The 14,131-nt window shown below is 55.9% G+C and carries 14 protein-coding genes; 9 read left to right on the top strand and 5 right to left on the bottom strand.

The annotated features are described in order from the left end of the window. Positions 1-3 precede the first annotated feature (3 nt). Positions 4-2,511 (bottom strand): heavy metal translocating P-type ATPase, encoded by a 2,508-nt coding sequence (locus ACW9KT_RS21210; protein WP_457084182.1) that lies wholly within the window; start codon positions 2,509-2,511, stop codon positions 4-6. Positions 2,512-2,708: 197 nt separating this feature from the next. Here ACW9KT_RS21210 and ACW9KT_RS21205 point away from each other — a divergent pair, with 197 nt between their 5' ends. The 3 genes from ACW9KT_RS21205 (at position 2,709) to ACW9KT_RS21195 (ending at position 4,081) form a co-directional block, all read left to right on the top strand. Further along, complete coding sequence (locus tag ACW9KT_RS21205; RefSeq protein ID WP_457084181.1) at positions 2,709-3,188, top strand: hypothetical protein; 480 nt, start codon at positions 2,709-2,711, stop codon at positions 3,186-3,188. Positions 3,189-3,234: 46 nt separating this feature from the next. Beyond that, positions 3,235-3,621: a group III truncated hemoglobin gene (locus ACW9KT_RS21200; protein ID WP_457084179.1), complete on the top strand. Its 387-nt coding sequence runs from the start codon at positions 3,235-3,237 to the stop codon at positions 3,619-3,621. 64 nt (positions 3,622-3,685) lie between these two features. Beyond that, the gene (locus tag ACW9KT_RS21195) at positions 3,686-4,081 is read left to right on the top strand and encodes a cupin domain-containing protein (protein ID WP_457084177.1); all 396 of its coding nucleotides are present in this window, start codon (positions 3,686-3,688) and stop codon (positions 4,079-4,081) included. 311 nt (positions 4,082-4,392) lie between these two features. Here ACW9KT_RS21195 and ACW9KT_RS21190 read toward each other — a convergent pair whose 3' ends face one another. Together ACW9KT_RS21190 and ACW9KT_RS21185 are read right to left on the bottom strand one after the other, a co-directional pair. Beyond that, a complete protein-coding gene (locus tag ACW9KT_RS21190) occupies positions 4,393-4,950 on the bottom strand; it encodes a hypothetical protein (protein WP_457084175.1) in 558 nt (185 codons plus the stop codon). A 297-nt stretch (positions 4,951-5,247) separates the two neighbouring features. After that, on the bottom strand, positions 5,248-5,571 hold the full coding sequence (locus ACW9KT_RS21185; RefSeq protein ID WP_457084173.1) for a thioredoxin: 324 nt from the start codon (positions 5,569-5,571) through the stop codon (positions 5,248-5,250). Positions 5,572-5,741: 170 nt separating this feature from the next. Here ACW9KT_RS21185 and ACW9KT_RS21180 point away from each other — a divergent pair, with 170 nt between their 5' ends. Both ACW9KT_RS21180 and ACW9KT_RS21175 read left to right on the top strand, forming a co-directional pair. Next, entirely contained in the window at positions 5,742-7,352 is a 1,611-nt protein-coding gene (locus tag ACW9KT_RS21180; RefSeq protein ID WP_457084171.1) for a PAS domain-containing sensor histidine kinase, read from the top strand. Then, entirely contained in the window at positions 7,330-8,391 is a 1,062-nt protein-coding gene (locus ACW9KT_RS21175) for a response regulator (protein WP_457084169.1), read from the top strand. The genes ACW9KT_RS21180 and ACW9KT_RS21175 overlap by 23 nt, the downstream gene beginning before the upstream one ends. A 14-nt stretch (positions 8,392-8,405) precedes the next feature. Here ACW9KT_RS21175 and ACW9KT_RS21170 read toward each other — a convergent pair whose 3' ends face one another. Then, a complete protein-coding gene (locus ACW9KT_RS21170; RefSeq protein WP_457084166.1) occupies positions 8,406-9,041 on the bottom strand; it encodes an LON peptidase substrate-binding domain-containing protein in 636 nt (211 codons plus the stop codon). 128 nt (positions 9,042-9,169) lie between these two features. On the opposite strand from ACW9KT_RS21170, the gene mtgA reads away from it, so the two are divergent. Both mtgA and ACW9KT_RS21160 read left to right on the top strand, forming a co-directional pair. Continuing rightward, positions 9,170-9,916 (top strand): monofunctional biosynthetic peptidoglycan transglycosylase, encoded by a 747-nt coding sequence (mtgA, locus tag ACW9KT_RS21165; RefSeq protein ID WP_457084164.1) that lies wholly within the window; start codon positions 9,170-9,172, stop codon positions 9,914-9,916. Between the two features lie 47 nt (positions 9,917-9,963). Then, entirely contained in the window at positions 9,964-10,401 is a 438-nt protein-coding gene (locus ACW9KT_RS21160; protein WP_457084162.1) for a YybH family protein, read from the top strand. Positions 10,402-10,535: 134 nt separating this feature from the next. On the opposite strand, the gene ACW9KT_RS21155 is transcribed toward ACW9KT_RS21160, so the two are convergent. After that, the gene (locus tag ACW9KT_RS21155; RefSeq protein WP_457084160.1) at positions 10,536-11,654 is read right to left on the bottom strand and encodes a DNA topoisomerase IB; all 1,119 of its coding nucleotides are present in this window, start codon (positions 11,652-11,654) and stop codon (positions 10,536-10,538) included. 348 nt (positions 11,655-12,002) lie between these two features. On the opposite strand from ACW9KT_RS21155, the gene ACW9KT_RS21150 reads away from it, so the two are divergent. Beyond that, positions 12,003-12,812, top strand: coding sequence for a M48 family metalloprotease (locus ACW9KT_RS21150; RefSeq protein ID WP_457084158.1), 810 nt, complete (start codon positions 12,003-12,005; stop codon positions 12,810-12,812). Positions 12,813-12,940: 128 nt separating this feature from the next. Continuing rightward, the gene (locus ACW9KT_RS21145) at positions 12,941-14,092 is read left to right on the top strand and encodes an App1 family protein (RefSeq protein WP_457084156.1); all 1,152 of its coding nucleotides are present in this window, start codon (positions 12,941-12,943) and stop codon (positions 14,090-14,092) included. The last annotated feature ends 39 nt before the right edge of the window (positions 14,093-14,131 follow it).

The raw sequence follows: 14,131 nt of genomic DNA, 5'->3' as shown, positions 1-14,131 counted from the left end.
GCGTTATAGGTTGTGGCGGCATGCGGCCCAGCGCACGAATACCGTGGCTACGATCATCACGCTCAGAGAGCTGATGGGCATAAGAATGGCCGATACAATGGGCGTAAACAGGCCTTGCACCGCCAGCGCCAGCCCGAAGCCATTGTAGCAAAACGATAAGGCAAAGGTGCCCAGCACCACCCGCAGGCAAGCCCGCGAAAAGCCCAAGAAAGTAGCCAAGCGTCCAAATTCGTCGGCGTCCAGAATGGCGTCGCAGGCGGGGGAGAAGTTGGTGAGCTTATCGGTAAGAGCAATGCCGACGTCGGCGGCGCGCAGGGCCCCGGCATCATTGAGGCCGTCGCCAACCATCACGACCGTGTGGCCTTGGGCGCGCTGGGCCGCGATGTAAGCCAGCTTATCGGTGGGCGACTGACGGAAATGCAGGTCGGCATCTTCTCCGAACAGCGTTTGCAAGCGGGTGCGCTCGGCATCAGTATCGCCGGAGAGCACGGCTAGGCGGTAGCGTTGGCTGAGGCTGGCTAGCACCGTTGCAAGCGCAGGCCGGTACACATTGTGGAAAGTGAAATAGCCAGCCGGCTCCTCATTCAGCGCCACGTACACGCGGGTTTCGGGGGCTTCGGGCGGGGCCTCAGCTGCCGTTGCGGCTACTTGGGGGGCTTTTTTGAGAGCTAAATTTGATAGGAAGCTGCTTGTAGAAGCTACATTCGCAAAGGGCGTTGAATTGCTGCTTCCTTTCACAAATGCCGCCCCCCCGAGTCGCACAGTGTCGCCCGCTGCGGAGGTGGCGCTGAGGCCCTGGCCGGGGTGTTCCTGGCAAGTCGTTAGCGGCAGCGCCTCAGCAGCCAGCTCCCGTGCTAAGCGCTGGCTAAGCGGATGCGTAGACTGCGAGGCGGCCGTAGCAATCAGCTGCTTTTCGGCGGCAGATAAGGGGCGACCGTGGTAATGCACCTCGGCTTGAGTGGTATCGGTGAGGGTACCAGTCTTGTCGAAAACCAGCGTGTCGGCGCGGCCCAGGGTTTCAACTACTGCTGAGTTTTTGAGGTAAAACTTATGCCGACCTAGCACCCGCAACGCGGCCCCGAGGGCGAAAGGCGTAGTAAGCGACAAAGCGCACGGACAGGCGATAACCAGCACCGAGGTAAAGGCGCGCCACATCATGGATGTGTCGCGCGGGCCCCAGTACACGAGTGTACCAGCCGCCAGCAGCAGCGTGACGGCCACAAAGTAGCGGCCCACGCGGTTGGCGTAAGTTTCGAGGCTGCCGTGGCTTTCTTCTTTGGCAAAGGCGGGATTATTCCAAAGCTGAGTTAAGTAGCCCTGCGACACCTCGCGCACTACTTCCAGCTCCACGGCCTCGCCCAATTGCCGGCCGCCAGCGTACACCAACTCCCCAGAGGTGCGCGCCACCGGCGTACTCTCACCCGACACAAAGGAGTAGTCGATCTGCCCGGCGCCGCGCAGCAGCACGGCATCGGCGGGCACTACCTCCTGGTGCCGCACCCGAATGCGGTGGCCTACTTTCAGCTCTTTGACGGAAATAGACTGCTCGCCAGCAGGCGTGAGCAAGGTCACGGCGACGGGGAAATACGACGTGAAGTCGCGGTCGAAGCGCAGGGCGTCGTAGGTGTGCTGCTGCACCCATTTGCCAATCAGCATGAAAAAGACCAGCCCGGTAAATGAGTCGAAATAGCCCGGCCCGCTGCCCGTGAGAACCTCGTAGGTGCTCACGCTAAACAGCGCCGCCAAACCTAGGCTGATCGGAAAATCCAGGTTGATGTAGCGTTGGCGCAGTCCCTGCCAGGCCGAACGGAAAAACCCCTGGGCGCTAAACAGCAGCACGGGCAACGCTAGCACCAAGCTCACGTAGCCGAAAAAGCGCCCAAACTCGCCCTGCAATTCCTCCACAAACGAGAAGTAATCGGGCAAAGCCAGCAGCATCACATTACCAAAGGCAAAAGCCGCCAGCCCCAACTGATAGTATACCGTGCGGCCGGCGCGGTGGGGCTGGGCACCTAGCTCGGCCAGCGTAATCTGTGGTTCGTAGCCCACGGACGCCAGCAGCTGCACTACCGCTTTCAGGTTGGTTTCGGCCAATAAATAAGTGATGGTGATTTCCTTGCGCAGAAACTGCACCCGCGCTTCCACAATGCCAGGGTTGAGGCGAGAGAGATTTTCGAGCAGCCAGATGCAAGAAGTGCAGTGCATCTGAGGTACTTGCAAGGTAAGGCGGGCCCGCTCGGCTGAACGGAAGCTCAGAAGCTGGGCCTGCACGGTGTCGGAATCCAGGTAGTCGAAGCGGCCGGGCAGCTCTACTTCTTTTACCTTCAGGCCGGGCCGCTCGTCGAGGCGGTAGTAAGTGCAGAGGTTGTTGGCGTCGAGCAGCTCGTACACGGTGCGGCAGCCGGCGCAGCAAAACGATTTATCAGCAAGCTGTAGGGGCTCTGGGTGGCATTTATCGCCGCAGTGGGCGCAGGCAAGCTGGGTTGCGGGTGGGTCGAGAACGGCGGACACGGCAGCTACAGTAGGTTCAGTTACAAAGCTCCGCGCCGGCCCTATCCGGATCGATGACGACTATCAAGCACGCGCTTGATTGATGTTAAGCCAAGGGGAGCAATCGTACGTGACCTTTGGGTTGCAGCACGGAATGTATAAGCCGTGTATTTCGTAGTTAATCAGCGGGCTCCGCCGTCCGCGCTACAGGCCTTGTTATGCGTCAGTCTTTTTCGCTTGTATTGGTAGCCGCTCTCTTTGTGTGGGCTGGCATGGTGGGGGGCATTTCTTTCCTGGAAGCGCCGCTCAAATTCACGGCCCCGCACATCACTGTGCCGCTCGGTGTGGGCATCGGCCGCATTGTATTTCACGCCTTAAACAAGGTAGAAATCGGGCTCTGCACCTTGGCCGTAGTGAGTGCTTTGTGTGTGGGAGTCAGCAAACGCGTAGGAGTGGGGCTGGCTCTGCTCAGCCTTTTGCTGCTGCTGCAAACCTTCTGGCTGCTACCGGCCCTGGACGTGCGCGCGGAGGCGCTGCTAAATGGTACTCCGCCGCCGCCCAATTCCCTGCATCTGGTGTACATAGTAGTGGAGGTCATTAAGCTGCTCAGCCTGCTCGCTACGGGTGGGTTGGCGTACTTTGCTTTGAATAAAAATATCTACTCCCGCGCCGTGCGCCAGCTGATGCAGTCCGCCTAAAATGCCCCCAGGGCCTTTTCTTTGCTCGTTCTAGCCATTGCCTTCTATGCCTACTTCCCGCCCCGATATCCAGACTGAAACCGACATAAAACTGTTGGTTGATACCTTCTACGATAAGGTGAATACCGATGCGCTGCTGGCGCCCATCTTCAACGACGTAGCCCACGTCGATTGGCTGGCCCACCTGCCGCGCATGTATGATTTCTGGAGCGGCCTGCTGCTGCACACCTCGCGCTACCAGGGCCGACCTTTTCTCAAGCACATTCCGCTGCCCATCGACGGCACGCATTTTCAGCGCTGGCAAGCCTTGTTTTTTCTGACTGTCGATGAGCTGTTTGCCGGCCCCGTGGCGGAAGAAGCCAAGCTGCGCGCCCGGAATATTGCCCACGTATTTGAGAGCCGCATGCGGCCCAATCCACTTTCGATTCTATAAGACCAAGCTTCAAATCACTTCCGCTTATTCTGAAACAGGTATTTTCACTTAATCAGCCCATTTTATGAGTATTGAAACCATTACTTCAGAAGTTGCGGGCAACGCCGCGTTAGATCATCCCGCGCAAGTAATGGATCTGGAACACGCATTAGTGCAGGCCAAGGAAGCGCAAAACTGGAAATCCAGCGACCGGCACGTGGTTCCACTTTTCAAGTCGGAAAGCCTGCGCCTGGTGCTCATGGGTCTACATAAGGGGTCTGAGCTGAAGACGCACACCGCTCCCGGTATCATCACCGTGCAAGTGCTCGAAGGTCAAATTACATTTCATACCGCTCAGCAGGCATCCATTTTGACAGCCGGGCAGCTGCTACTGTTGCCGGCCGGTATTCCGCACAGCGTGCGGGCTCAGCAAGACTCATTTTTTCTGCTGACAGTAGCAGTAGTGTCATCCAAGGAATAACGATTCTTAATTATTGCTACTGCCAAAAAGCTCACTAATATCATGTTGACGCTTTATTAAAATCTCCTATTGAAGACACAGTAGCTATTATGGCTGCTTATAGCTTCGCTACACATAAGGCTCACTATCTTGAGCTTATCGTACTTATGTACGTTCATACAGGCAATTCTCGGCGGGCCGAAACGCTATCAGCCGTTACATCGCTCGTCACGTTTCTAATTCGTTGGTTGAAGAAATGTGAAAAGCACAACTACCAATGCCCTTAGGGGAACCGTTGCTTCCTAATCTCTTAAGGGAAAGCAATCTTTGCCTTATCGTTCTGCCTTACTCGCTGAAGCCTCCCGCATGGCGAGTTCCCACTGCCGACGAGTCTCTTTGGGGGTTTTGGTCGTGATTACGACCATACCCCCGATCGAGTAGCTGCCCCCGATAGCGGACGCCTCTCGGCTAGCCAAGAACGTCAGCTTCTTGACGGAACGGGCCGTTATGAGGTGCTGAAAAGCGGGGCTGACAGGATAACGGAGGGGATATCCATCGAGTAGACAGGCTAAGCCGAGGCCTTCGGGCCGCGGATCGACGGGTGGCGGCGTTGCCAGTGTCACGCGAGGGCCAGCCATATAACAAACGCCTATTGAGTAGGGGCGCAGGCCCGCATCACAGGTCATGCGTTGGCGTATGGCTTCTATCTGCTGAGACAGCGGCCACTGCGTAACGGTAGCGATCCACGCATCGGAAGCGCTTGGGGTGGTATATACAACACAGCCTTCAGGCTGCTTGGCTGCGTCAGTTACCTGCTGCGCGTGTCCGGGTGAAACAATTAGGCCACTACTTAGGACCCCAAATAAAGTGGCTAACAAACGAGCTGACATCGCAACACAACCAGGAAAATGAATAACAATCGGACCTGCGAGAAATTGCTTTAAATCTATAGTTATTCCGCGATTTGCTACACGCCTCGGATTTTGTTAAGCAACTATTTAAAGATGAAGCAGTCAGAATCGATAGGTAATATTGACAGGGCAGCTAACCATTACACAACGGATATTGCCTTAAAGATTTTTAACTCACTTAGGTCATGTTCGTTGTGTAATGGCTACCTGCTTTGGCTTTATATATAAAAACTGATATTAAAAAAAAAGAAGGGGCCAGACTGCAAAATCTGCTTCTTAAACCTGCGCTGCTTCCAACAGAGAATTAAAGACAGCTTCATCTTCTGGTAGCCCTTGTTGGCGCCACAGTTCCACACCTTGGCGCATCAGCACGCAGGCTGGTAGCTCAGGAGTGCCAAAGCTCCGCACCACCGCCGGATGACTGGCTTCATCTACCTGCAGCACCCGAATACTGGGGCCCAGTCGACTTTGCAGGGCGCGGATAGATAGGGTAGAATGGGCGTTCGGGTCCGTCTCGCCAAAATGAGCCAGGGGCAGGAGTACCAGCAACACAGCCGTATCCGGGGGCGGCAGCACGGGTGGAGAAAGGGAAAGAGACATGAGCGGATACATTAGGTACGCTGTAAAATTACTTTCTGGGGTGGCCTGGGCTCCATGAGAGGCATCAATTGCGTGCTTGACATTTGTCATGCCTGCAGGCTGCGCTATTTTTTCCGAACTTGCCTCGTGCTCGTCGCTTTTTCCTCACGCTGCCTCTTAGCCGTTTACCTATGCCTCTAAACCCTTTTGAGCGCGCTATAACGGATGTTCTCATCACCCAAGCCCCTGAGTTTGTGGGCATATATGATGAAACCCAAAACGAGTTCACGCAAGTAAACCCGGCGGGCCTGCAATTGTTGGGCTATAACTCAGAGGAAGAGTTTCTGACCGAAGCCAGGCGGATGCTCCGCACGCCCGCACTTACGGTGGACGATTGGGCGACCCTGCGCCACCAAGCCCGGCACCAAGGACGCCAGTATATCGAAACGGAAGTAAGTCGGCCCGGCGGTGTATTTCAAGCTCGCATCGAGTTCACCTATTTTGAAGTGGAAGGCGCGCCTTATTATCTCGTGCGCCTGATGGAGCAAAACCGCCTGCACCAAGCCGAACGCGAGCTAGCTCAGAGTGTGCGCCGCTTCGAGGCTGTATTTGCCAATGCTACCATTGGAATCATTGTTTGTAACCGCGACGGAGTTATTGTATCGGCCAACCAGAAGGCCCATCAGGAGTTCAGCTATGAGGCGGGTGAGCTGACCGGACAGCGAATTGAAGCGCTGGTACCTAATGCGTCCGGGCGCGGGCACGAGAAGCAGCGTGAATCATTCAACGCCCGGCCATCGGTGCGCGCTATGGGGGCTCACCACGGCGACCTAGAAGCGCTGCGCAAAGACGGCTCGGTATTTCCAGTCGAAGTCAGCCTGAGCTACTTTTACCTCGATGAGGAACTGTTCGTGGTGTCTTATATTCTCGACATCACTTATAAGAAGAATGCCCAGGAAGCACTTATTGCGGAGCGGCAGCGCGTGGAGCGGCTCAATGCTGAGCTGGAGCAGAAAGTAGCCGACCGCACCCACGCCCTGCTCAGCACCTTGGAGCAGCTGGAACAGCGCAAAGACGAGCTGGCCAAAGCCTTAGCGGCCGAGCAGGAGCTAGGCGAGCTAAAATCTAGGTTTGTGAGCATGGCTTCCCACGAGTTTCGCACTCCGCTCACGGCCGTGCTTACCTCGGCTTCGCTTATCGAAAAGTACCCCGCCACCGAGCAGCAGGACAAGCGCCTGCGCCACCTGGAGCGCATCAGGCAGTCAGTAAATCATTTGAATGACATTCTAGAAGAGTTTCTATCGGTGGGGCGCATTGAGGAAGGCAAAGTAGAAGCCCGTCCGGCCCGCCTGAACTTGCCCGAACTGCTGCGCGACACCATCGTGGATGTGCAGGGCTTGCTCAAGCCGGGCCAAACCGTGCAGCCCCACTTCGCCTGCTCCGACCCCGCGTGGCTCGACCCTTCGCTGCTGCGCAAAATTGTGGTTAATCTGCTCTCTAATGCAATCAAGTATTCGGGCGAAAACTCTACCGTGACACTGCGAGCTACCTGCACTGCCGGCCAGCTCACGCTCACGGTTCAGGATCAGGGTGTAGGCATTTCGCCCGAAGATCAGGAACACTTGTTTGAACGATTCTTCCGGGCCCGCAACGTGACAAATGTGCCTGGCACGGGCCTGGGACTGTATATTATTGCCAAATATCTGGAGCTGATGCGCGGCACTATTGCCCTGCAAAGCACGCTGGAAGTAGGTACTACCGTCACCATTACCATTCCCTATGAAAACAATTCTGCTGATTGAAGACAACGACTTCATCCGGGAAAACACGGCTGAGATCCTAGAAATGACAGGCTACGCCGTCGTCACGGCTGAAAACGGGAAAGTGGGCGTGGAGAAGGCCTTGGCAACCAAGCCCGATCTTGTTATCTGCGATATTATGATGCCGGTGCTCGATGGCTACGGCGTGCTGCACATTTTCAACCAGAATCCGCAGCTCTCGGGTGTACCGTTTATTTTCCTGACGGCCAAAACCGAGCGCACTGATCTGCGCCGCGGCATGGAGCTCGGCGCCGATGACTACCTCACTAAACCTTTCGACAGTAGTGAGCTGCTCAGCGCCATTGCCGGCCGTCTCAGCCGTTTTCAACACCTCAAGCCCGAATATGACTTGCAGGCCGCTGGGGGGCTAAATGAGTTTTTGCATGATGCCCAGAAAGTCGGCAATCTGCAAGGCCTCACCACGGACCGCAAACCCCACGCCGTGCCCCGCAAGCAGATTGTTTACGCCGAAGGCGACGAGGCCACGCGTCTGTATTTTGTGCAGGAAGGTCGAATAAAAACCAGCAAAACCACGGCCGGCGGCAAGGAGCTAATTACGGGCCTTTACCAATCCGGCGAGTTCTTCGGCTACAAGCCGCTGCTCGAAGGCACCGCCCACCACGATACCGCCGTGGCCGTGACTGACTCCACCTTGCTCTACATTCCGGCCGACGATTTTACCCAGCTTTTGCTGCGCAACCCCGAGGTAAGTCAGCAGTTTGTGCGCTTGTTGGCGGGCCGGGTGCGCGAACAGGAAGAGCTGCTGCTGGATATGGCCTACAACTCCCTGCGCAAGCGCGTGGCTGACACGCTCTTACGTCTGCACGAGCAGCAGCGCACCCTCGACCCAACGGATCCGCTGATTCAGCTCTCGCGGGATGATATGGCAGCTCTGATTGGTACGGCGCCCGAGTCATTGAGCCGCACGCTGAGCGAGTTTCGGCAGGATGGCATCATCGAGTTGACCAACAAATTTATTCGGGTACAGCAGCCCGAAAAGCTGCGCCGCACCAACTGGTAAGGGCCGAAGCGTCGTTAAAAGTTCGGGGGTGTCAGGTTTTTGAAGTGCCCATTCAGCCGCACACGCTCCTTCAGGCGCTCGGTTTCGAGGATGATGGGCAACACATTTTCGAGGTGTTCCAGAACGATGGCTTGGCGCTCTAGCTCACTTGTGGCTTGTAATAGCTGGTATTCCTGCTCGGTGCTGAAGCCTAGATTGTGGGCAATGTCGTAGATACGGTAGTCGGGGGGCAAATCCAGGAAGATCTTGCGCAGCCCCAGCGTGTCATAAAGCTGGCGCACGTACTCGTTGATGCGGGCTTTGAGGCTGGGGTCTTCCTCAGGGTCGTCGAGAATGGTATCTACCTGGCCGGCGGCGTAAAGCTTGCCCGGCGCTTCGCGGTAGAATTCGCGAATGCGAAACACTCCGATGCCTTTGGTCTTTATGTCTAGCTCGCCGCTGTCATAAGCCTTTTCCACGCTTATCAGGCGTACTTCGGTGCCCAATTCGCTCACCCCATCATTTAGATAAGGCGGAATACCGAAGGTCAGATCGGACTCGATGCAGTCGCGCACGAGCTGGCGGTAGCGTGGCTCGAAGATGTGCAGATTGAGCTTCTCGCCGGGAAATACGACGAGGTTCAACGGAAACAGCGGCAGAATACGGGGCATAGAAACTCAACAAGATAGGCAGCGAAAGTAGGGTTAAACGCTGGAATTGGGTTGCTGCGCGCCCAAATGCGTTACTTTTGCCCCCCAGGCCTCAGCCAATGAAGCCGGGAGAGGTAAAGCTTTATTTGATGAAAACAAAAATCCGGCAGTTTGGGCGGCGCGCCTGGCGGGTGTTGCTGCAAATAGTGGCCGCCCTATTTCTGACTTCGCTGGCTTGGGTGCTTATTTATCGGTGGCTAGCCCCGCCCGCCACCTGGCTCATGCTCGACCGCCGGGCCCACGCACCCGTTGGTCGCGGCTACTACGGCATCCGGGAAGACGACCGCCGCATCGTGTATAATTTCAAAACCCTCGATGAGGTGTCGCCTCACGTACCGCTAGCCTTGGTAGCAGCTGAGGATCAGCGCTTTTTGCAGCATCGGGGCTTTGATATGGATGCTATTCAGCGGGCGGCTAAGCGCAACTTTGAAGGCGGTAAGCAGTTGGTGGGCGGTAGTACCATCAGTCAGCAGGTAGCCAAAAACGTGTTCTTGTGGTCAGGGAGGAGCTACTTGCGCAAAGGGGCGGAGGCTTACTTCACGGTCCTCATTGAACTGTTCTGGAGCAAGCGCCGCATTATGGAAATGTACCTGAGCGTGGCTGAAATGGGCGACTGCACCTTTGGCGTGGAAGCGGCGGCGCAGCGTTATTTTCATAAGTCGGCGGCCAAGCTCACAGCTTCGGAGGCGGCGTTGCTGGCTGGCGTGCTGCCTAATCCGCTACGGTTTCGGGCCAGCAATCCTGGGCCGGTGGCCAGGGCTAAGCAGCGCCGCGTGCAACGCAATATGCGCCGGCTGGGGGGCATTTCTTACGTGCGTGAGCTGCTGGAGGAGTAAGCGTAATCTAGTACACAACTCATCAAGCTTTCCTACATACCTCATTTATGAAACAACTTCTCGGATTGCTGCTCGGTGCGGCCCTGCTGCTCAGCTGCGCTACGTCGCGCCCCGGCGCCAGCCAGCGAAGCGACATCAGTCAAGTGCTCGCTACCCAAACAGCTGCCTGGAATCGTGGCGATGTGGCGGGTTTCATGCAAGGTTACTGGCAATCTGATTCGTTGGTGTTTATCGGTAAAAGCGGCCTTACCTACGGCTGGCAGCCCACCCTCGACAACTACCGCCGCAGCTACCCCGATGCCGCTGCCATGGGCCAGCTTACTTTTTCCAATCTGCGGATATCACCCATTAGCGCCGATGCGGCTCACGTGGTAGGCCGCTGGCAGCTAGCCCGTCCCGCTGCCGGCGACCTTGGGGGGCATTTTTTGCTTGTATTCCGGCGCATTGAAGGCCGCTGGGTTATCGTAGCCGACCATTCCAGCTAAGCAGATAGTCCAACTACAGAAAGAACGTCATGTAGAGGCAGAGCCGAAGCATCTCGCGTGTTTAGTGGGAGTATTACCCTCACATCAGCACGCCAGATGCTTCGGCTCCGCCTCTGCATGACCGCCAATAAAACCTACACTTTTGCGCTTTCGCGCAGCATGTCCAACACCATGTGCTCGGTGGGAGAGAGGACGTCGTTTTCGGTGGGGTCGATGTCGTGTTTGCGGAGATAATTGATAAGCTTATCGGACTCAAAGAGGTCCACTACTTGCGGATGAATGTAGTATTTGCTGCACACGGTAGGCGTGTTGCCTAGACCAGTAGCCACTTCCTTTACGGCGCGTTTTAGCACCTTGTCTTTAGGCAGCTCAGGCTCCTCATGAAGCACGCTTTCCAAGCATTCCACCATCTTCACGGTGCCACCCCAAGTCCGGAAATCCTTGGCTGACAGGCTTATGCCGGTGACTTCTTGTAAGTACTGGTTTACGTCGCCCGACTCCAACTCTTGGCGGTGGCCATCAGCGGAGTAGTATTGAAACAGGTGCTGCCCCGGTATCTCCTTGCACTTGCGCACCATGCGTGCTAAGCGACGATCATTAAGCGAAACGTCGTGGGCTACGCCTTTTTTGCCCACGAAGGAAAAACGCACTTCATCGCCCGATATCTGCACGTGGCGGTCGCGCATGGTGGTAAGGCCGTAGCTCTTGTTTTTCTTGGCGTACTCGCGGTTACCGATGCGGATAAACGACTGATCCATCAGCGTGAGTACCAAGGCAACCACTTTCTGCTTATCCAGGCCGCTGCGCTTCAAATCCTGCTGTAACCGCTCGCGCAGGGCGGGCAGGGCCTCACCAAAGGCTAGCAAGCGGCTAAACTTAGTAAGGCTTCGAGCTTGGTCCCAGGCCGTATGGTAAATGTATTGTTTGCGGCCTTTGGCATCGCGGCCCGTCACTTGGAGGTGAGCCGTGGGCGAGGGCGCGATCCAGACGTCGGTCCAGGCGGGGGGAATGACGAAGCTTTGGAGACGCGCCAGGGTTTTCTCGTCCGTAATTTCTTCGCCTTTAGCATCCAGATAAGAGAAGGTGCCATCGGGGCCGGGCTTACGCGTAAGGCCAGGCTTGGCATCGGTGAGGTAGCGCAGGCCGGCCAGCGCGGCTTGGCGGGCGGGGTCTTTATAAAGCTCATGCGCCTCTTCGAGGGGTGGCAGGTGCTTCTTTTTGGTTTTAGACCGAGGGGTGGAGGTCGTGGGCATAGAGCAAGACTGAAAGGCCCTCGCGATAGTTGGCTGGGGGGCATTTCTGTACGCAAAAGCGCTAAAAAAGTAGCACCTCACCATCCGAATTAGCTCCGCGGTATTTTTCCCTATCGGGGCAAATGAGCGGCTGCGCCAGGCTTACAAACGAACAGGAGTGTAGCGGTAAAAAAATATCAATCTCTCCTGAAATAAAAATTACGGGTTGAGCGTCTGAGATATAGCTGTCATCACCTACCCGCTGACAACGTCGGCAGGGAGCCTGCCGTATGGGAGGCCGCTGGCTTTGGCATCGTTTTTCGTCAGCAACTCCGTTCTGCTATTCTTCTTACACTCCTATTTTGCCCTATGCGTCGTATCTGGTCTAAACCCTGGCTGTTCCTTGCTCTATTGACCACTTTAGGCACAGCAGCCTGCTCCGGCGACGGTGATGGGGTGGTACTGTTTTCTGTGGAAGATGATAAAGCGCTCGGCCAAAAAGTAGCCAAGCAAACCGACTCTACTTACCAAGCACAAGGCCAGCTGCTACTGCGCAGCGCACCTAATAATCAGCGCGCTTACGCTCTGCTCGATGGCGTTGTAAATAAGGTGCTCAACTCGGGCCAAGTTCAGTATAGGAATGAGTTTCCCTGGGATGTAAAAATCATCCGGGATGATAATATCCAAAACGCTTTCGCTACACCTGGGGGGCATATTTATGTGTTCACCGGCCTGATTAAGTTTTTGGAAACCGAAGACCAACTGGCGGGCGTGCTGGGCCACGAAATTGCCCACGCCGACCGTCGTCATACGTCGCGGGCGCTGCAGAAAGAGTTTGGCATTTCGTTTTTGCTAAGCCTGCTGCTGGGCGAAAACCCGAATCAATTGGCGCAAATCGCTGCCAGCTTGGGTCAGCTTCGCTTCAGCCGGGAGTACGAAGTAGAGGCCGATGATTATTCTGTCCGCTACCTCAATGGCACTTCCTATTCTTGCGACGGGGCCGCTGGCTTCTTCGAAAAAGCCGCCCTGCAGGCCCCCGCTAGTGTGCCAGAGTTTCTGAGCACACACCCTAATCCTGACAACCGGATAGAGGCTATCCAGGCTAAAGCGCAAGAGCTAAATTGCAAGAAAAGCACCACCAACAACGCCAACTTTACCGAGTTGAAAGGGCTACTGTAAAAGTAGCTTTGCTCTACCTATACCAAGAAAGCCAGCCCTTTTCGGCTGGCTTTTTTTCGTTGTGCTGGCGCAACGCAACACTAGAGTTGGTTTTGCTCGTACTTCTCTCTTACTCTCCTGCTTTCCCTATGCCTTCCTTCCTAAACAAACTAAGTGATTTGGCTGAGCGAGCTGACGATTTGGCGATGCGTGCCCGTGCCCGTCTGGGGTTATTGCACCCACTTCAGCTCGTTACCTATCGCAGCTACGGCACGGCTGGCCGCCTCTATGTGAAAGGCCGTTTACTCACAGATAAAGGCATCGGGGAGCCTGGCGAGGGCGATTCGCGCTGGCAAAACCTACTGAATATGTACCGCCGCTTCGGAAGCAACGAAATTCCGGGGGCGCAACTAGTTATTCGGCCAGGTGATGGGAGCGAGCACCAGGTGGTGACAGACGAAGAGGGGTACTTTACGCTAAACATTGAGCCCAAAACGCTGCCCACCCCCATCGATTATCTGTGGTATCCGGTGGAGGTAGAGGTGGAGCAAGTGCCACGCAATGTTCCGCTGCCTCCCGCGCTCAAGCTCCCAGCGCACGTACTCATTCCTCCCCTCGACGCGGAGTATGGCATCATCAGCGACCTGGACGATACGGTTATTCAAACATCCGCCACCAATTTGCTACGCATGGCTCGCACGGTATTGGTGCGCAACGCCCATTCTCGCCTGCCTTTTGAGGGGGTAGCCGAGTTCTATCGCGCCCTGCAGCTGGGTCGCAATGGCAAGCGCAACAACCCATTTTTTTACGTGAGCAGCAGCCCTTGGAATCTATATGATCTGCTAGACGATTTTCTGGAGCTAAATGATGTGCCGCCCGGTCCGCTGCTGCTGCGCGATATGTCATTAGCTCGCAAACAAACCAAGCCCGAAGCCTCGGCGCACCACGGGCACAAGCTCCACGAGATTGACAATCTGCTGCTCACGTACCCCGAACTGCCCTTTGTGCTCATCGGCGATAGTGGGCAGGAGGACGCCAACATTTACCGCGAAGTAGTTCGTCGCTACCCCGGTCGTATTCTGGCTATCTACATACGCGACGTGGAGCACCCCGGCCGCGCCGCCCTCGTAGAGCGCGTGGCCCAAGAAGTGATGCATGAAAAAGTAGAGATGCTGTTAGTGAAAGATACAGTGCAAGCCGCCGAGCACGCGGCCAAAATAGGCCTGCTTTATTCGGAGGCAATCCCGGCCATCGAAAACGAGAAGCAGAAGGACCAAACGGCAGAGGAGCCAACCTTGTAAATAAAGTCCGGGTCAACTTAACTCAGTCGTCTAGTTGTA

This window comes from Hymenobacter sp. HD11105, from assembly GCF_054051685.1.
This window is presented reverse-complemented; position numbering and strand designations above follow the sequence as displayed.

What these genes read in the sequence shown, in the direction of transcription:
- ACW9KT_RS21200 (WP_457084179.1), top strand. Translation starts at nt 3,235, where the DNA reads ATGCCTACTTCCCGCCCCGATATCCAGACTGAAACCGACATAAAACTG.
- ACW9KT_RS21160 (WP_457084162.1), top strand. Translation starts at nt 9,964, where the DNA reads ATGAAACAACTTCTCGGATTGCTGCTCGGTGCGGCCCTGCTGCTCAGC.
- mtgA (WP_457084164.1), top strand. Translation starts at nt 9,170, where the DNA reads ATGAAAACAAAAATCCGGCAGTTTGGGCGGCGCGCCTGGCGGGTGTTG.
- ACW9KT_RS21145 (WP_457084156.1), top strand. Translation starts at nt 12,941, where the DNA reads ATGCCTTCCTTCCTAAACAAACTAAGTGATTTGGCTGAGCGAGCTGAC.
- ACW9KT_RS21155 (WP_457084160.1), bottom strand. Translation starts at nt 11,654, where the DNA reads ATGCCCACGACCTCCACCCCTCGGTCTAAAACCAAAAAGAAGCACCTG.
- ACW9KT_RS21170 (WP_457084166.1), bottom strand. Translation starts at nt 9,041, where the DNA reads ATGCCCCGTATTCTGCCGCTGTTTCCGTTGAACCTCGTCGTATTTCCC.
- ACW9KT_RS21205 (WP_457084181.1), top strand. Translation starts at nt 2,709, where the DNA reads ATGCGTCAGTCTTTTTCGCTTGTATTGGTAGCCGCTCTCTTTGTGTGG.
- ACW9KT_RS21185 (WP_457084173.1), bottom strand. Translation starts at nt 5,571, where the DNA reads ATGTCTCTTTCCCTTTCTCCACCCGTGCTGCCGCCCCCGGATACGGCT.
- ACW9KT_RS21180 (WP_457084171.1), top strand. Translation starts at nt 5,742, where the DNA reads ATGCCTCTAAACCCTTTTGAGCGCGCTATAACGGATGTTCTCATCACC.
- ACW9KT_RS21150 (WP_457084158.1), top strand. Translation starts at nt 12,003, where the DNA reads ATGCGTCGTATCTGGTCTAAACCCTGGCTGTTCCTTGCTCTATTGACC.
- ACW9KT_RS21190 (WP_457084175.1), bottom strand. Translation starts at nt 4,950, where the DNA reads ATGTCAGCTCGTTTGTTAGCCACTTTATTTGGGGTCCTAAGTAGTGGC.
- ACW9KT_RS21175 (WP_457084169.1), top strand. Translation starts at nt 7,330, where the DNA reads ATGAAAACAATTCTGCTGATTGAAGACAACGACTTCATCCGGGAAAAC.
- ACW9KT_RS21195 (WP_457084177.1), top strand. Translation starts at nt 3,686, where the DNA reads ATGAGTATTGAAACCATTACTTCAGAAGTTGCGGGCAACGCCGCGTTA.